A 15,756-nucleotide genomic window follows, 5' to 3' on the forward strand; every position below is an offset into this window, starting at 1 on the left:
ACGCGCAGACGACTGCTCCACTCCCGGTCCCTCCCCGTGTGTCCATCTGTTTCCCACTCTCCGGCTGTGACACCGCTCCCGGATGCCAAACGACCTGAGTGGGACTTAGGTCACGCGTGACAATAGGGGAACCTGAGTTTTTCTTGTGAACGGTCTCCGGACGTGGACGCCACGGGTGCCTCAGTAGGATCCTGAGCATGGCTGGCCGGATCCGTGACGAGGACATCGCCGCGGTCCGGGAACGGGTGCGGATCGACGAGGTCGTCTCCGGCTACGTCACCCTGCGCAACGCCGGTGGCGGGTCGATGAAGGGGCTGTGCCCCTTCCACGACGAGAAGTCGCCGTCCTTCCACGTGACGCCCTCACGGGGTTTCTTCCACTGCTTCGGCTGCCAGGAAGGTGGCGACGTCTTCACCTTCTTGATGAAGATCGACGGGCTGAGCCTTCGGCGAGGCCGTCGAGCGGATGGCCGACAAGTACGGCGTCCAGGCTGCGCCGCGACGAGACGGGCAGCGACGACCGGCCGAAGGGCCCGCAGCGGCGGCGGCTGGTCGAGGCGCACGCGGTCGCCCAGGAGTTCTACGCCGAGCAGCCTGGGCTCGCCCGACGCGCTCGCCGCGCGCCAGTTCCTCGCCGAGCGCGGCTTCGACCAGGACGCCGCGCGGCACTTCGGTGTCGGCTTCGCGCCCCGCGACGGGGAGGCGCTGTGGCGCCACCTCAGCGGGCGCAAGTTCACCTCCGAGGAGGCGATGGCCGCCGGCCTGGTGGCCATCGGCCGCTCCCACTACGACAAGTTCCGCGGCCGGCTGCTGTGGCCGATCCGGGAGACCAACGGCGACACCATCGGCTTCGGTGCGCGCCGGATCTTCGACGACGACCGGATCGAGGCGAAGTACCTCAACACCGGCGAGACGGCGATCTACAAGAAGAGCCACGTCCTCTACGGCATCGACCTGGCCCGCAAGCCGATCGCGCTCAGGCTCCCAGGCGGTCGTCGTCGAGGGCTACACCGACGTGATGGCCTGCCACCTCGCGGGCGTCACGACGGCCGTGGCCACCTGCGGCACCGCCTTCGGGGACGACCACGCCCGGGTGCTGCGCCGCTTCCTCGACGACCACGCCGAGCCTGCGCAGCGAGGTGGTGTTCACCTTCGACGGCGACGAGGCCGGGCAGAAGGCCGCGCTGCGCACCTTCGAGGGTGACCAGCGCTTCGTCGCGCAGACCTACGTCGCCGTCGCCCCCGAGGGGATGGACCCCTGCGAGCCTGCGGATCAAGGAGGGCGACGCCGCGGTGCGCGAGCCTGGTCGCCACCCGCCGCCCGCTCTACCGCTTCGTCCTCGAGAACGTCATCGGCCGTTACGACCTCGACCGCGCCGACAGCCGCGTCGACGCGCTGCGTGCCGGCGCCCGGCTGGTGGCGAGCGTGCGCGACAAGTCCAAGGTCGACGCCTTCGCCCGAGAGACTCGCCGGCATGGTCGGGGTCGACATGGAGCAGGCCCGCGCCGAGGTACGACGGGCCGCCGCTCGCGGCAGCGCGCCCGACCGTGCCACCCCGCGGGAGCGCGCCGGTGCCCCGGTGGCGGAGGCTCCGGCACCGCGCGCGAACCTCCCCGACCTGCGCGACCCCCGCTTCGGCATCGAGCGGGAGACGCTGAAGCTCGTCCTGCAGCACCCGATGGCGATCGGCCGCACCAGCGCCGACATCGGCGCCAACGACTTCACCCACCCGACGTACCGCGCCGTGTGGGAGCCTGGTCGTCGCTGCCGGCGGTGCGGCCGCCGGGCAGAGCGACCCCGGCTGGGTGTCCAAGGTGCGCGAGGGCGCGACGGACCCGGCGGTGTCCTCGGTGGTCAGCGCGCTGGCGGTGGAGCCGATCCCGAACCATCGCGACATCGACGCGACCTACGTCGCCACGCACCTCTTCCGCCTGCAGGAGCTCACCGTGCTGCGCCGCATCGACGAGGTGAAGTCCCGCCTCCAGCGCACCAACCCCGTCGAGAACGAGGTCGACTTCAACCGCATGTTCGGCGAGCTGGCGGCGCTGGAGCAGCACCGGCGCACGCTGCGCGAGAAGATCGTGGGCTCGGGCCCGTGAGCCCGCTGCGCCGCGCGCGGCCCGCGGTCGAGGTCGCGCCGGGGGAGCGGCTGCTGGCTGCCGCCGGGCCGGTCGGCGGCACCCGCGACGCGCTCTACCTGCCCACGCGGGTCCCCTGGGAGCAGGTCGCGGCCGCCGACTGGGACGCCGAGGAGCGCACCCTGACCGTCACCGAGGTCGGTCGCTTCGGTGAGGAGCAGCCCGTGCACGTCGTCCCGCTGGAGGAGGCGGGGCGGCTCCTGCAAGCCTGGTCCGCGAACGGGTGACGGCGAGCATCGCGCTGCAGCGCCACGTCCCGGTGCGCGGCCGAGCCGCGGTCCGCGTGCTCGCTCGCCAGGCTCCGGCCCGGCGGGGCGAGCCTGTCCTGGTTCGTCGAGTACGACGCCAGCCTGGACCCCGCCGACCCCGAGGTCGACGCGGTGGTGCAGGCCGCCCTCGCGACGGCGCGGGCCGACATCGGCGCCTGACGACGTCGCGAGGCACCTCGATTTCGGGCCGCCGGTGCGGCCTTGCTAGTGTTTCCCCGCTGCACGGCCCGCGGGCCGAGCCGGCATTCCCCCGTAGCTCAACTGGCAGAGCATGCGACTGTTAATCGCAGGGTTATTGGTTCGAGTCCAATCGGGGGAGCCAACGGAGAGAGCGCGGACTGGTTGTCCAGCCGCGGCATGAAGAGGGAGCCCCCGCCGGCAGCGCGTCGGTCGGGGGTTTCGTCGTTCCTGGACCGGGCAGCGCGCAACGCCTCCGACGCCGCCTCCTCGAGTGGGCGGCTCCGGTCGTTCTCGATCCCCATCAGGTAGGCGACCGAGGTCCCGAGCGCCGCGGCGAAGTGGGGGAGCTCGTCGACCGAGACCGACTTGACGCCGGACTCGCGGTCGGACAAGCCGGACGGCGAGACGATGCCGACCAGCAGGGCGAACTTGCGCTGACTCAGGCCGAGTACCGTTGCGGAGGCCGCGGATGCGCCGCCCGGCGATGTCGCTCAGGCTCGGCGCGGCCGGCGACTCGGATTGCGTGGTCGTCATGCCCGTGACATTACCGGAAAATCCCGACATTGCGGAGACCTTCCGGGATGTCGATCGGTGATCCCGACACGCCGACGATCCTGAAATCCCCGAAGCGTCGGGATTTTCCCGACATTGTTCGGGGCATGCCGACACCCGAGCAGGCGACCATCGCCGAGAACCTGCGCGTCCTCAAGGCGCGCCGGCGTGTCTCCGACGCCACCATCGCCGCTGGCACTGGCCTGACGCCCTCCGCGGTCAACGATCGGCTGAACTGCCGTGCGCGCGTCCAGGCCCACGAGCGGCCAGGTTCGCGGCCTTCTTCGGCGTCTCCGTCGAGCAGCCTGCTCGCTCCGTCGACGACCGAGGCCGTGTCGTGACCCGGCGGACCGCCTTGCCGGAGGCAGCAGCGAACTTTCGCCGCTGGCGCAGCGGCGGCCGCGATCGCCGTCCGCCGATTCGGTGCACAGGCGAACGACCTCGCCGCCGAGGTTGCCGAGATCCTCGATCGCGTCAACGAGGTCGCCGTCACCCTCGGCGACATCCGGACGCAGCTTGTCGAAGGCGCCGACAGTCGTCAAGGCTCTCCGGGAGCGGCGCTCGACCTCAGACGGCCGCGCTGCGCCCGGATCCGACGGTACGCCGGAGGACCTGGTGATCGCCCGCGTCGCCGGCGTGCTAGTCGACATCGTCAAGGCGGCGGGCCCGCCCCTGGTCGTGCTCGCCCTCGGCCTCACCGGATTCGGCGCCGCGGTAGTCCTCTCCCGAGGCGCGTCGTGACGCACCCGATCTTCGAACTCTTCGACGTGCGCGCCTGCGAGGGCTGCGGATGCACCGACGACAACGCCTGTGTGACCGATCTCGGTCCCTGCTGGTGGGTCGGCGAGCCTGCTCTGTTCAGCGTGCGCTCGACAGACGGCAGCACCTGCGTCACTGACGCCGACGCTGCCCCCACAGACGCCGGCGCCCGCGTCCGAGACTGCGCGCGCGTCGGCCCGGGAGCCCCGGACGGGGAAGACGGTGCCCTCGCGCCGGCCAACCGGGGCTCCCACCCAAGCACTGGCCCGTGGGTTCGCCGTACTGCGGCGGCTTCCCTGGCTCACGGTCCAGTCGAACGTGCAGCGGCCGCGACGACCGGCAGACGACAACCACAACCAGCGCGGTCCGAACATGCCGCGCAACTTCCTCCGGTCTGCACCGGCGTCCGATCGCGGTCGCTGCACCCCCACGAGGCGCGACGGCACCGGGCCCGCGTCTCTGCCCGCCGCGGTGACGGCCGCCGCGGCGGGCCCCGGATCCCACCCCTAGAGAAGGCCGGCTGGGCACCCGGCGCGCGTCACCGGAGGACGAGGTCCTGCAGTACCGGTCCGCGGCACAACTGCCCCCCACAACACCCACAGCGGCACCCGAGCCAAGGAGGCACCCTTGACCGCAACGCTCCACCCCGTCGACCACCCCGATGACTACCAGGGTCGGCGCCGCCGCCCCGTCGAGGTCGACGCGCCCTCGCTCGTCCACCGCTGGCAGCACGGCGGTCTCGCTGTCGTCAGCCACCAGTCGCCCGACGGCGTCCGGCGCAGCCTCGCATCGCGCAACGTGGGCGGCCGACCGCTCTGGAAGCCGATCGACGGCACCGACCTCCCCGACGGCGACGTCATCGCCGCGGTCCCGCTCGTCGACGCGATCGTCGACGTCCTGGCGCCCGCCCTCGTGCTCGACCAGCAGGTCCAGGCGCGGCACCTCCTGCAGCCGTTCATCGGCGAGTCTCATGTTCCCCCGTCGGGGGCGCCGCCGTGGCTGACAGCCGGGCCCCCATCGCGGAGCGGGTCGCCGCCGCCGAGGCCGCCAGGGACGAGGGGCTCGAGACGGTCCGGCATGCGGCCGACCCCCGCGTCATCCTCGCCATCGACGCCGAGATCCAGAAGGCCATCGACTCCGGCCGGCGGTTCTCCGCGAACGACATCCGCGACCGCCTCCCGGTCTCCGACGAGCACCTCGTCGGAGACCGCGTCCGAGCGTTCGCCTGCAAACGGGTCGACGGCCACCCCGTGATGGTCGCCGTTGGCCGCACCCCGTCGTCGCTCAAGTCGACGCACGCCCACGAGATCAAGGTCTGGCTCGGCTGGGAGGCCCACCAGACCGTCAACCGCCGCCGCACCTCCGCGGCCTCCTGAACACGAAGGACGCACCATGACCGACCAGCACTTCACCGTCGACGAGGCGCGCTCCGTCGTGACCGACGCACTGCGGGCCCACATCGAGAAGGCTCGGCGCCGAGGGCGGCCCACAGCGCGACCTGGCGCTCGCGAAGGCGATGGCCGAGAACGTCACCGCTTGGACGCACACCACCCGGGTCCGCGACTTCGTCCGGCGGACGCCGGTGCCCCTGATCGCGGTGCTCGAGAACGCGGAGGCGTAGGCTCGATGACCACCGACACCACCACGAGCACCGACGCCCTGGTGCAGGCCACGTCGGGCGCGATCGCCGTGCTCCCGCTCGAGCAGATCCACCCCCACCCGAAGAACATCCGGCACAACGCCGTCGCCGACGACGAGATGGTCGAGTCGATCCGTTCACAGGGGCTCATCCAGCCGCTCGTCGTCGCGCCCATGCCCGGCACCGAGACCGGCAACGACCCAGGACCCGCGTACCGCCTGATCGCCGGACACCGCCGTCTCGACGGACTCCGCCGCGCCGAGGCCACCCACGCCACGGTCATCATCCGCCGCGACCTGGTCGACGAGGCCGACCAGGTCGCCGCGATGCTCGTCGAGAACTGCCGGCGCACCGACCTCACCCCGATGGAGGAGGCCGAGGGCTACGGCCAGCCTGCGCTTCGACTTCGGCTGGAAGCCCGGTCAGATCGCCAAGGCCGCCGGTCACAACGTCGACACCATCAACAAGAGGCTCAGGCTCCTCAAGGCTCGACAAGAAGGTCCAGAAGACCGTCGACGACGGGCAGGCTCTCGCTCGACGATGCCCTCGCCGTGGCGGCGCTGCCGACCACCGTCCAGAAGCAGGTCTCGAAGCACGCCGGCACCTCCAACTTCAAGTGGGAGGTCTCGAAGGCCAAGGAGAAGATCGCCGCGCAGGCCAAGGCCGACAAGGCTGATCGCCGAGCTCGAGGCCCAGGGGATCCCGAAGCCGAACCCCGCCGGGCAAGACGTGGACCACCCACCTGACCCACGCCGAGCACGGCATGACCGCGCTCGGTCAGACGTTCTCCCGCGACCGCGACCAGCATGCCGGGTGTCTGGCGTTCGTCCTGACCAAGGACCAGCGTGGCGCCGACGTCGTCGAGTACGTCTGCACGAACGTCCCCGGTCACGACGAGCAGGCTCGACGAGGAGCGCCGGGCAAAGCGCGCCGCGGAGGAGGAGAGGGAGCGACAGCGTGCCGAGCACGAGGCCGCGGTCAAGATCGCCCGCGGTCTGCGTGGTGACGCAGTCCTCGAGTCGGTGAAGCCCGGCGCGAAGGTCGACCCCAAGGCTGCTCGCGCTCGTCGGCGTGAGTCTGCCGAGCCTCATCGTCAACCTCGGGACCCTCGGAACCGGTGACTACTTCGAGACTCGTCGGCGTCCCCGACGACAAGAGGTGGCGCGGTGGCCTCTACCAGTTCCGGCAGGAGGACGCGGACCGGTTCAACGCCTACGCGGAGGCCCTCGCGGGCGGTACGCCGCGGGTCATCCTGCGCGCCCTCACGGCATACCTCGTCGTCCGGGCCGAGCACGGGCAGGTCGCAGGAGCGATGCACCACGTCGGCCTCGGCGACAGGAGGGTGACCAACACCGACCGCGCCCGGCTCCCCGAGGCGCTGCGCTGGCTGCAGCACACCGAGGACGTCGGGCACCACCTCACCGACACCGAGGTCGAGGCTCCGCGACGAGGTCCTCACCGACCTGGCCGGCGCCGAGGACGGTGCCCAGCCGTGACGATCTACGCCTACTTCATGATCTTCGTCGCGCTGGTCGTCGTCCTCCTGGTGATCGAAGCCGTGGCGCAGGCCCGGCACGAGACGGGGGACCGGTGAGCGCGTACACCGTGCGCCCGCTCTCGGATCGGACCTGGGTCCGGCCCGACAGCCAGCGTGTCCAGACCCGGTTCACCGCGAAGTGGCGCGACACCGAGAAGATGCTGCTCGCCGAGGTCAACCACCTCGACGGCCGCAACCTCGTGCTCGAGGTCGACGTGCGCGAGCAGGACCTCAGGATCGACGGCACCCTCAGGGCCAACGCCCGGGAGGCCTCAACGCCCGCGGTCCGCATCGCGTTCGACTCCCGGCACGGTCCGCAGCTGCACCGCTGCGACACCTTCTATGCCGCCTACGCCTACCAGGGCCCCGACTGGCAGCACAACGTGCGGGCCATCGCCCTCACCCTCGAGTCTGCTCCGCGCGATGGATCGGTACGGCGCCGTCGACACCGGCCAGCAGTACCAGGGGTTCAAGGCGATCGGAGGCGGCACCCCGTTGCCGGCGGCGCCGGAGCGGATGTCACCCGAGACCGCCGCCGAGATCCTCCGCGGCTACGGCGCCATCGGCGCGCCCATCGCCTCGGCGTACAAGGCCGCGATCCGCGCCACCCACCCCGACGCCGGCGGGAACCGCGCCGACTTCGACCGCATCCAGCAGGCCGCGCGCGTCCTCGACCTGGCCCGCTGACAACGACTTCCCCGAGCCCGCACCGCAACAACACCAGGAGTCTCACCATGAACCAGCCCAACCCGCACGTCGACCACGTCCAGGCCGTCGACGGCGAGACGATCAGCCTCCACCTCCACGACAACGGACACGCTGTCCACCTCGAGCCTGACCGTGACCGACCCGGCCGACCAGATCGTCGCCGGCCCACGCCTCGAGCCGGCCACCGCGCGGGCGCTCGGCAACGCCCTCGTCGCCTTCGCCGACAACGCCGACCGGGCCGAGACTCGCCGGGAACGCCCCGCCGTCTGCCACGATGCGCGCCAACCGGCCGCGCCCGACCGACGCCGAGCTCGAACTGTTCGTGAGCCTTCTACTGCTCCGGCTTCATCTCCGGCGTCGCGACCCTCGCCAACCACAACGGCATGCCGGCCGACCGCGCCCAGGCCATCGGCCAGCACCTCAACGCGATCGCGCTCAACGACCCGGCGTACCGGCACACCATCGGTGACAACCTGGCGCGCCTCTGGTCGGAGAGCGACTACGTCCCGGAGGACGGCAGCATGGACGTGCACCTCCTCGTGACGAAGCGGGGGAGCGGGTCGTGACGAACCAGACCATCGACACCGTCGCCCTCGCGTGTGGCCACAGCCGCGAGGTCGTCCCCGCCATCCTCGAGATCGCGGAGCGCACCGGCGACAACCGCCTGTGGTGCGAGCGCTGCAGCGCGCAGCGCGATATCGCCGGCATGCCGCGCCAGCGCCCCCGCTACGTCTACGTCGCGTCCTCCTGGCGCAACGACATCCAGCCGGCCGTCATCGAACTGCTCCGAGCCAACGACATCGCCTGCTACGACTTCAAGAATCCCGAGGGCAGCACCGGGTTCTCCTGGTCCGAGATCGACCCCGACTGGCAGGCCTGGACCGCAGAGCAGTACGTCAACGCCCTGCAGCACCCCCGCGCGATCCGCGGCTACGAGTCCGACTTCCACGCCATGCAGCGCGCCGACACCTTCGTCCTCGTCTTGCCCTGCGGTCGCTCCGCCCACCTCGAGACTCGGCTGGGCCGTCGGCCGGGGCAAGCGCACCTGCATCCTCACCCGCGACGGCGAGGAGCCCGAGCTCATGGCCCGCATGGTCGACCGCATCACCACCACGGGCGAAGACCTTCTTGCCTGGCTGGGGGTCACACGATGAGCACGGCGGAAGACACGGTCAGCATCACCGACGCCGACCTCCTGGACCGAGCGCCGGCAGACGAGCTCGGCCGGCGCATCCGCGTTGCCCGCCTCGCCCGCTCCCTCAGCCAGGCGCAGGTCGCAGAGCCCAAGTGCTCGGCCGCCTACCTGTCGCGGATCGAGGACGGGCAGCGTAAGCCCTCCGTCGAAGTGCTCGCCCACATCGCCCAGCGGCTCGGCATGACCTTCCGCGACGTGGTGCTCGGCATCGACGAGTCCGACGTCGGCGACCGGCTTCTGGCCTACCTCAGCCGCCACGTCGCGGTCGCCACCACGGCCTGGCTCAAGGACTCCGCGAACCCCGACGCCCACCGCCGGATGACCTTCGCTGCATCCGAGTGGGAGCGCGCCGCGGCCGCGGAGGCCACGCCGCCGGCAGACGTCCACCCCGCCACCTCAGCCCTGCTCGAGGACATGGTCGCCGCGGTCCTCAAGGCCTCCGAGGACAGCGACGACCGCCCACCGAGCCACGAGACGTGGGACCGCGTCCGAGACGACCTCCGCCACGCACTGCCGGTCATCGACGCCGCGATGGCCGTCACCCGCGCGGAGGCGCGAGCCGCGATCGAGCGCGCTCTCGCGGCCTTCGACGACAGTGCGGGCGGCGGAGCATGAGCACGGCGCCGGCGGTCAAGACCATCGACCAGACCATCTTCGCGGGCGACCCGACCCGCAAGGGCAACTGCGTCGCAGCCTGCATCGCCACCGTCGTCGGTGCTCAGGCTCAACGAGGTCCCCCACTTCATCGAGGCGGGTCTCGAGCCTGGGTGATGCCGACGAAGGAGTCAGGCTCTGGCAACGCCTGGTGGGCCATGATGCTCGGCTTCCTCGCGGGCCGCGGCCTGTGGGCCTACGAGCTCGACTCGCCCGCCGACGCCGAGCCCGGGGAGCTCGTGCTGGTGGCCGGCCCCAGCCCTCGCGGCGTGCTCCACCAGGTGATCTTCCGCGACGGCGAGTTGTGGCACGACCCGCACCCCTCGCGCGACGGCGTGCTCGACGTCGTCGAGGTCCTCGCCGTCCGGCCCCTGTCGGGCTTCGATCACGCGCCCACCCGCGCCACGCGGCCCACCGAAGGAGCAGTCGATGCCTGAGCAGTTCAAGCCCGGCGACCGTGTGTACGTCGTCGACACCGGTCTCGCCGCGCTGCGCGAGGTGATGCGCAACGCCACTGGCCAGGAGCCTGCCCCCAACCACCACGGCACGGTCGAGGAGGTCCAGGACAGCGGCTCGGTCCTCATCTACTTCGACGACGGTGTCGGCGCTCCGTACCCCGCCGCTGACGTCCGGCACCTCGACAAGGCGGCCGACCGATCGAGCGGCTTGCGCGCAGCCGCGACGGTGGCGACCGGCGACGTCGAGGCGGCAGCAGTCGAGGCGGAGGTCACCGTCGAGCGGGTCGACAAGTACACGATCGTCGTCGACGGGGCTCGGATCAGCGCGAGCGAAGAGCAGGAGCTCCGCATCCGAGCTCTCAGTGTCGACGAGCAGCGCAGGCTCGCCTCCATCTTCGGCGGCGTCGATGGCTGAACCGTTGGGCCGTGGCGTGACCGAGCGCCAGATGCTCGAGCTTGCTCCGCAGGCGGTACACCAAGGACTGCGGCAACGGGCCCCGCTACGTCCTGGCCGAGCACGTCCGCAACGAGGCTGGCTTCGGCGGCTACGACCCCTCCCTGTCGGCCGTCAACGGGAAGCGCAGCACCCTTCGCACGATCGACGCGATGGCGGTCGACCTGTGGCCATCCGGCGGCAACGCCATCCACGGCTTCGAGGTCAAGGTCAGTCGGTCGGACTGGCTTGCCGAACTGCGCGACCCGACGAAGGCGGAGGCCTTCATGCGGTACGTCGACCATCTGTGGCTCGTCGTGCCCGATGCCGCGATCGTCCGAGACGACCTCCCTGACGGCTGGGGCCTGCTCGCCGGCGTCGGCAGCCTCCGGGTCCGCCGACGAGCGCCGCGGCTCGACCCCGAACCAATGCCGCGCTCGATGCAGGCGGCGCTCGCCCGGGCGGTCGCGAAGACCGCGGTGCAGGAGGTCGGCCGTGCCAACACGGCTCAGCCCGCGCACCACCTACACCCGCAGGCTTCCCCCACGCCCCCCCGCAAGGAGTCGCCCTCATGTCCGGGCACCTGATCGGCTGCACCAAGCCGACGAACCTCCCCGCGAGCCACAAAGCTCGCCCTCGTCGCCTACGCCGACTCGGCCGACGACCGCACCCACATCGGCTTCGCCGGCTACGCCGGCGTCATGGAGTGGGCCGGCGTCTCCCGATCGCGCGCTGCCGAGTCTCATCAAGGACCTGGTGACCTGGGGCTACCTGCAACCCCACAAGGCCGCCAGACGTGGCCAGCGAGCCGAGTACGTCGTGTTCCCGCACGGCTGCTGCGACCTGCACCGCACGCCTGCTGAGGAGCCTGCCGTCGACGCCGGGCAGGCTCGCGGTCGCGGCGGGGATCTCCCTCGACCAGGCCCGCGACGTGCTCAACGCCTTGTCGATCGACGCCGTCGTACCGGACGCAGCCCAGGACGCTCATCCCCAGGGCAGCGGGTCCGGTGTTCTGGACACGTCCCCGCCTACAGGGTCCGAAGCACCGGACCCTAACGAGCCCGTCGTACACCGATCGACCGCTGAGCCTGTGGATAACGGCGCCGATGGGGTCCAGCGGGTCCAGATGGGGTCCAGTGCGTCGGACCCCTTCACTACTTCAAAAGCAATTACCCCCCTTCCCCCGCAGGCCGTCGACGGCCTGGCGGTCGTCGACGGCCAGGTCTACGTCGACGGCGTCGCCGTCCGTTGCCCGGCGCATCCGACCGGCCACCGCCGCTGTCGGTTCTGCGGCACCACGCCCAAGGCGCTCGCCGCCTCCGGTGCCCGTCAGGCGAAGCGCGCCGAGGACGAGCAGCGTCGCGCCGGGCGGCTGGCGATCCGTGAGCGCGAGCGGGCGCTCAGCAGCCGGTCCGCGCGGCAGCGTGATCCCGCCAAGGCCGCTGAGAGCCTCCGCGCTGCGAAGGCCGGCGTCGCCGCCGCCCGGGCGGCGAGCAAGAACGGCGGCAACCGATGACCGGCAACGCCCGGCACAGGGCCGCGGTCGAGCGCACAGCGGACGCGGTCACCCAGGCTGCGCACCGACATCCGCGAGCAGGCTCGATGTCCTCCTCGAGTCTCGCCCGGCACCTCGGCGACCTCCTCGACACCCGGCAGTCCGTCGGCCTCGGCTTCATGACCCCGCAGGCCAAGGTGCTCGCTGGCGAGCAGGACCGCCAGGACCGCGCCGCCGCCCGCGGCCAGCCTGCACCGGCGCGACGTGCTCGGCCAGGCGTGGATGAACCCGCTCGGCTCCTCGGGCCCCGGCCAGAAGCCCGCCCCGGTCGCGGTCACCGCCGTGAGCGCCGCAGCCGAGTCGACCTTCACGCTGCAGCACCACCTCCGCCGCCTCGCGCCAGCAGCAGTCGCCGCAGCCGCGAGGACCGTGCCCGGGCACCACGGCCGGCAGCCCACCCACCCACCGACCACCGACGGCACCTTCATCGAGACTCGTCGACCACCTCGCGGACGTCGTCGACGTCTACAGCAGCCGGCCCGGCCTCGAGGCACTCCTGCGCGACCTCGAGCACCTCGAGAAGGTCGCCTCGAACGTCGTCGACGGTCCCGCCAAGACCAACCACCCCGAACCCTGCCCCTGGTGCGGCCACGCGTCCCTTGTGATCTACCACCGCGCCCGCGGCCGCGACGCCGCGTTCGTGCGCTGCGAGGGCGATCACCCGTGCGTCTGCAACGACCAGTGGTGCGGGTGCCAGCACCACCCGGTCAAGCACCGCCACGAATGGGTGAACTCCGGCCGCGCCACCAACACCTGGCACCAGGTCTCGCCCGCGAACAGCAACACCGAAGGGACACCATCGTGCTCGAGACCAGGGCGCTCGACGCCCTGCGCGAGATCGCCGCGCTCCACCAGCCCACCTACCTCGACGCCGAGGGCAACGAGCACCGGCTCTACGTCCTCGTCAGCAACCCGCCCGAGGGCCACGTCTGCGTCATCGACGGGCACGACCGGTGCGACCCCGAGCTCGAGGAGCACGCCGTCCTGGCGTGCACCGAGTGCCAGTGGACCGACCCCGAGACCTCGATCGCCGGCTACCTGCTCTGGCCCTGCCCGACCTTCCGCGCCACCCAGGCTCGACACCGCGGCGGCGCAGCCCGCCGACCCCACCACCAAGGAGAAGCCCTGATGCGTCAGTTCCCGATCAACCTCGGCGGCTCGGACACCGAGCAGCCCGCGCCGCCCAACGACAACGACCAGGTGCTCGCCGCCCTCAAGCGCTCCGACGCGATCGCCAACTTCTTCGACGGCCTGAACGTCGTCCTCCCGGTGCTCGTCGTCCTCGCCATCGTCACGTTCCCCGCCCTGGTGGTGGCCATCTACCGGGCGGCGTTCTGATGGTCGACCACCGCGACATCGACCGCGACACCAAGATCCGCGTACTGCGCTCAGCCGCGACCCACGTCACCGGCAACGAGGAGAGGGCCCTGCGGCTCCTGCCCGACATCGCCCACCGCGTCGGTCTCACGCTCGAGCAGGTCAAGGCGATCGTCGAGGCGCACGGCTGGCCCCGGCCCAAGTCGATGATGCGAGCAGCCGACATCCTCACGGCGGGCAAGGAGGTGCAGGAGGGAGATCTCCCCGAGGTCCAGCAACCGGCCACCTCCCGGCCGACCGCGGCGCCTGCAGACGACCGACTCGTCATGGTCGAGATCGCCCACCTCGCCCCGGACCCCGACAACGTCCGCGACGACCTCGGCGACCTCAGCGAGATGGTCGCCTCGATCGAGGACATGGGGATCCTGCAGCCCATCGTCGCCCGGCGCCACGAGGGCAAAGTCTCATGATCGTCATGGGCCACCGCCGGCACGCCGCGGCCAAGATCGCCGGCCTCAAGCGTGTCCCCGTCATCGTCCGGGCCGGCGCGATGAGCCCCGACGAGGTGCTCGCCGCGATGATCCTCGAGAACGGCCAGCGGCGGGACCTCGACCCGATCGAGGAGGCACGCGCCCTCTCTCGGCTCAAGGCCGCCGACAAGACCACCGACGACCTACTCGCCGAGCGGATCAGCAAGTCGCAGGCCTACGTCTCCGGCCGCCCTGGCGCTGCTCTCGCTCACCGCCCAGCAGCAGGCCGCAGTGCGGGCCGGCACGCTGTCGCTGGCCCGCGCGATCAAGGCTGGGCCGGGAGCAGGGCGGCATCACCCGCCCACGCGGACCCGAGCACAAGCAGTCGACGGCCCACTTGTCGTGGGACCACCCGCTCGCCGAGCGCGTCGCCGTCCAGTGCGAGCGGCTCGGGCACCACAAGAACAAGCCCGGCCGTCCTGGCGGCGTCGGGTGCGGCTCCTGCTGGGAAGCCACCATCCGCGCCGACGAGCGCGCCCAGGTCGCCGGACGAGCCTGAGGCCGCCGATGCCTGAGACTCACCGAGTACGACACCACCCTGACCCGCGTCGGCCGCCACGGACTCAGCGAGCGCGTACCCCTGACCGCCGACGTGCCCGGCGCCGACTCCACCACGGCGATGTACCTGGTCACGGCGCCGAGCCTACCACCCGGTCTGGAAGCAGTACGCCATCGTCGTCGTCGACCTCACGACCGACCGCCCCGACGTCGGACCGCCCACGCTGCACTTCGACGGCGCCACCCACGAGGCTCCTGGTGCTCGCCATCAACCCTGCCGACGGCCCCGTCAGCCCGATCGGACTGTGCGAGCGGGCCAAACGGCCAGCGCCGCAGCTGTACCTCCACCCGCCCAACGTCGGCCACCAGTTCACCGCGACCGACCAGGAGATGACCACCGTCGCCTGGCTCTGCGGGCGAGCCGTCGTCGGCGGTGACCTCAACCCGGAGACCGGAGACGCCCCCGACCTCCTGCGCGAGCAGTGGCTGCAGGCCTGCGTCCTGACGCTGGCGCACCTCCGCGGGGAGGAGCACGCGGGCCATGCCGGCTGACGCCTCGAGCAAACTCGACGACCGGACCGACCGTCGCCTACAGCGAGGAGGGTGGCGGCGTCCTCGCGACCTGCAAGGACTGCGGCTGGCTGACCTGGACCTCGACCAGCCTGCGCACCCGGGCCGCCGGCAAGAAGCACAAGTGCAAGAAGGCCAGCCTGAGTGCCAGCGACCACGTCCTGCACCCACCGCCTCGCCGGCGGCCCCCTCGTCTGCACGCGCGTGACCCCGCACGAGCCCGGCCACGGCTGCACCTACGAGTCGACCAGCGGCGTGCACACCGCGTCCGACGAGGAGTAGCGCCGTGCGCGACCGAGCCCGCTCGGGGCCGCCCCCGACCTACTCCGCGAACCAGGCCGCTGCCCTGCTCGAGGTGCCCGCCAACACGATCCGGAAGTGGCGCCGCACTGGCCGCGCTGCCGCCGCCGGGCAGGCTCCCCGTGCCGGGCGGCGTAGAGTACCTCTTCACCCTCGACGAGCCTGCGACCGCTGGCCGAGGCCTACCACGCAAGACGGGGGCGCACGCAGTGAGCCGGTCACGGACCCACGGACCCACCGACGGAGTCCTCGTCGCCCAGGCTCTGCGGAACCGCGAGACGTCTCGGCCAGGCGGTAGACGACGACCGCGACGCAGCGATCGCAGAACTACGGGCGATCACCGATCGGGTCGACCTCCTGAGCAGAGCCGCCGGCGTCGAGGCTGGGCAGTGCCCGGTACGACGCCGTCATCTACCACGGCGCCGCCGCTGCAGGTGCGCTGCTGCTCGCGGCAGGTGCCGACA

General features: G+C 71.7%; 24 protein-coding genes, 1 tRNA gene and 3 pseudogenes. All 28 read left to right on the forward strand.

What is annotated here, in order from left to right; genetic code table 11:
* Positions 1 to 197: 197 nt before the first annotated feature.
* Positions 198 to 947: pseudogene (locus G5V59_RS34485) on the forward strand (DNA primase); the annotation flags it as partial.
* Between the two features lie 70 nt (positions 948 to 1,017).
* The gene (locus G5V59_RS34490; protein WP_278260246.1) at positions 1,018 to 1,203 is read left to right on the forward strand and encodes a hypothetical protein; all 186 of its coding nucleotides are present in this window, start codon (positions 1,018 to 1,020) and stop codon (positions 1,201 to 1,203) included.
* Between the two features lie 147 nt (positions 1,204 to 1,350).
* A pseudogene (locus G5V59_RS34495) lies at positions 1,351 to 1,404 on the forward strand (hypothetical protein); the annotation flags it as partial.
* Between the two features lie 410 nt (positions 1,405 to 1,814).
* Positions 1,815 to 2,099, forward strand: a complete 285-nt coding sequence (locus tag G5V59_RS34500; RefSeq protein ID WP_278259441.1) for a hypothetical protein — start codon at positions 1,815 to 1,817, stop codon at positions 2,097 to 2,099.
* Entirely contained in the window at positions 2,096 to 2,365 is a 270-nt protein-coding gene (locus G5V59_RS34505; RefSeq protein ID WP_278259442.1) for a hypothetical protein, read from the forward strand. The genes G5V59_RS34500 and G5V59_RS34505 overlap by 4 nt, the downstream gene beginning before the upstream one ends.
* A gap of 288 nt (positions 2,366 to 2,653) precedes the next feature.
* A tRNA-Asn gene (locus G5V59_RS34510) sits at positions 2,654 to 2,729 on the forward strand.
* Positions 2,730 to 3,246: 517 nt separating this feature from the next.
* Positions 3,247 to 3,480, forward strand: coding sequence for a hypothetical protein (locus G5V59_RS34515; protein WP_278259443.1), 234 nt, complete (start codon positions 3,247 to 3,249; stop codon positions 3,478 to 3,480).
* A gap of 175 nt (positions 3,481 to 3,655) precedes the next feature.
* On the forward strand, positions 3,656 to 3,880 hold the full coding sequence (locus G5V59_RS34520) for a hypothetical protein (protein WP_278259444.1): 225 nt from the start codon (positions 3,656 to 3,658) through the stop codon (positions 3,878 to 3,880).
* Between the two features lie 645 nt (positions 3,881 to 4,525).
* Positions 4,526 to 5,152: a hypothetical protein gene (locus G5V59_RS34525; protein WP_278259445.1), complete on the forward strand. Its 627-nt coding sequence runs from the start codon at positions 4,526 to 4,528 to the stop codon at positions 5,150 to 5,152.
* Positions 5,149 to 5,274, forward strand: a complete 126-nt coding sequence (locus tag G5V59_RS34530; protein ID WP_278259446.1) for a hypothetical protein — start codon at positions 5,149 to 5,151, stop codon at positions 5,272 to 5,274. Before G5V59_RS34525 ends, G5V59_RS34530 begins: the two co-directional genes overlap by 4 nt.
* A 16-nt stretch (positions 5,275 to 5,290) precedes the next feature.
* Entirely contained in the window at positions 5,291 to 6,283 is a 993-nt protein-coding gene (locus G5V59_RS34535; RefSeq protein WP_278259447.1) for a ParB N-terminal domain-containing protein, read from the forward strand.
* 17 nt (positions 6,284 to 6,300) lie between these two features.
* Positions 6,301 to 6,543, forward strand: coding sequence for a hypothetical protein (locus tag G5V59_RS34540; protein WP_278259448.1), 243 nt, complete (start codon positions 6,301 to 6,303; stop codon positions 6,541 to 6,543).
* 111 nt (positions 6,544 to 6,654) lie between these two features.
* Positions 6,655 to 7,131 (forward strand): hypothetical protein, encoded by a 477-nt coding sequence (locus G5V59_RS34545; RefSeq protein WP_278259449.1) that lies wholly within the window; start codon positions 6,655 to 6,657, stop codon positions 7,129 to 7,131.
* Entirely contained in the window at positions 7,128 to 8,108 is a 981-nt protein-coding gene (locus G5V59_RS34550) for a hypothetical protein (protein ID WP_278259450.1), read from the forward strand. The genes G5V59_RS34545 and G5V59_RS34550 overlap by 4 nt, the downstream gene beginning before the upstream one ends.
* 57 nt (positions 8,109 to 8,165) lie before the next feature.
* A complete protein-coding gene (locus G5V59_RS34555) occupies positions 8,166 to 8,348 on the forward strand; it encodes a hypothetical protein (protein ID WP_278259451.1) in 183 nt (60 codons plus the stop codon).
* The gene (locus G5V59_RS34560) at positions 8,345 to 9,592 is read left to right on the forward strand and encodes a helix-turn-helix domain-containing protein (protein WP_278259452.1); all 1,248 of its coding nucleotides are present in this window, start codon (positions 8,345 to 8,347) and stop codon (positions 9,590 to 9,592) included. Before G5V59_RS34555 ends, G5V59_RS34560 begins: the two co-directional genes overlap by 4 nt.
* Entirely contained in the window at positions 9,589 to 10,068 is a 480-nt protein-coding gene (locus G5V59_RS34565) for a hypothetical protein (RefSeq protein ID WP_278259453.1), read from the forward strand. The genes G5V59_RS34560 and G5V59_RS34565 overlap by 4 nt, the downstream gene beginning before the upstream one ends.
* The gene (locus G5V59_RS34570) at positions 10,061 to 10,504 is read left to right on the forward strand and encodes a hypothetical protein (protein WP_278259454.1); all 444 of its coding nucleotides are present in this window, start codon (positions 10,061 to 10,063) and stop codon (positions 10,502 to 10,504) included. Before G5V59_RS34565 ends, G5V59_RS34570 begins: the two co-directional genes overlap by 8 nt.
* A gap of 41 nt (positions 10,505 to 10,545) precedes the next feature.
* Positions 10,546 to 11,109, forward strand: coding sequence for a hypothetical protein (locus G5V59_RS34575; RefSeq protein WP_278259455.1), 564 nt, complete (start codon positions 10,546 to 10,548; stop codon positions 11,107 to 11,109).
* A complete protein-coding gene (locus tag G5V59_RS34580) occupies positions 11,094 to 11,282 on the forward strand; it encodes a hypothetical protein (protein ID WP_278259456.1) in 189 nt (62 codons plus the stop codon). Before G5V59_RS34575 ends, G5V59_RS34580 begins: the two co-directional genes overlap by 16 nt.
* Positions 11,279 to 11,578: a hypothetical protein gene (locus G5V59_RS34585; RefSeq protein ID WP_278259457.1), complete on the forward strand. Its 300-nt coding sequence runs from the start codon at positions 11,279 to 11,281 to the stop codon at positions 11,576 to 11,578. The genes G5V59_RS34580 and G5V59_RS34585 overlap by 4 nt, the downstream gene beginning before the upstream one ends.
* 34 nt (positions 11,579 to 11,612) lie before the next feature.
* On the forward strand, positions 11,613 to 12,038 hold the full coding sequence (locus G5V59_RS34590; RefSeq protein WP_278259458.1) for a hypothetical protein: 426 nt from the start codon (positions 11,613 to 11,615) through the stop codon (positions 12,036 to 12,038).
* Positions 12,035 to 12,682, forward strand: coding sequence for a hypothetical protein (locus G5V59_RS34595; RefSeq protein WP_278259459.1), 648 nt, complete (start codon positions 12,035 to 12,037; stop codon positions 12,680 to 12,682). The genes G5V59_RS34590 and G5V59_RS34595 overlap by 4 nt, the downstream gene beginning before the upstream one ends.
* Positions 12,683 to 12,878: 196 nt before the next feature.
* The gene (locus G5V59_RS34600; RefSeq protein WP_278259460.1) at positions 12,879 to 13,415 is read left to right on the forward strand and encodes a hypothetical protein; all 537 of its coding nucleotides are present in this window, start codon (positions 12,879 to 12,881) and stop codon (positions 13,413 to 13,415) included.
* Positions 13,416 to 13,720: 305 nt separating this feature from the next.
* Positions 13,721 to 14,439: pseudogene (locus G5V59_RS34610) on the forward strand (ParB/RepB/Spo0J family partition protein).
* Entirely contained in the window at positions 14,432 to 14,974 is a 543-nt protein-coding gene (locus tag G5V59_RS34615; protein ID WP_278259461.1) for a hypothetical protein, read from the forward strand. Before G5V59_RS34610 ends, G5V59_RS34615 begins: the two are co-directional and overlap by 8 nt.
* Entirely contained in the window at positions 14,964 to 15,200 is a 237-nt protein-coding gene (locus G5V59_RS34620) for a hypothetical protein (protein WP_278259462.1), read from the forward strand. The genes G5V59_RS34615 and G5V59_RS34620 overlap by 11 nt, the downstream gene beginning before the upstream one ends.
* 78 nt (positions 15,201 to 15,278) lie before the next feature.
* Positions 15,279 to 15,590 (forward strand): helix-turn-helix domain-containing protein, encoded by a 312-nt coding sequence (locus G5V59_RS34625; protein WP_278259463.1) that lies wholly within the window; start codon positions 15,279 to 15,281, stop codon positions 15,588 to 15,590.
* The last annotated feature ends 166 nt before the right edge of the window (positions 15,591 to 15,756 follow it).

It is taken from the genome of Nocardioides convexus, from assembly GCF_011090295.1.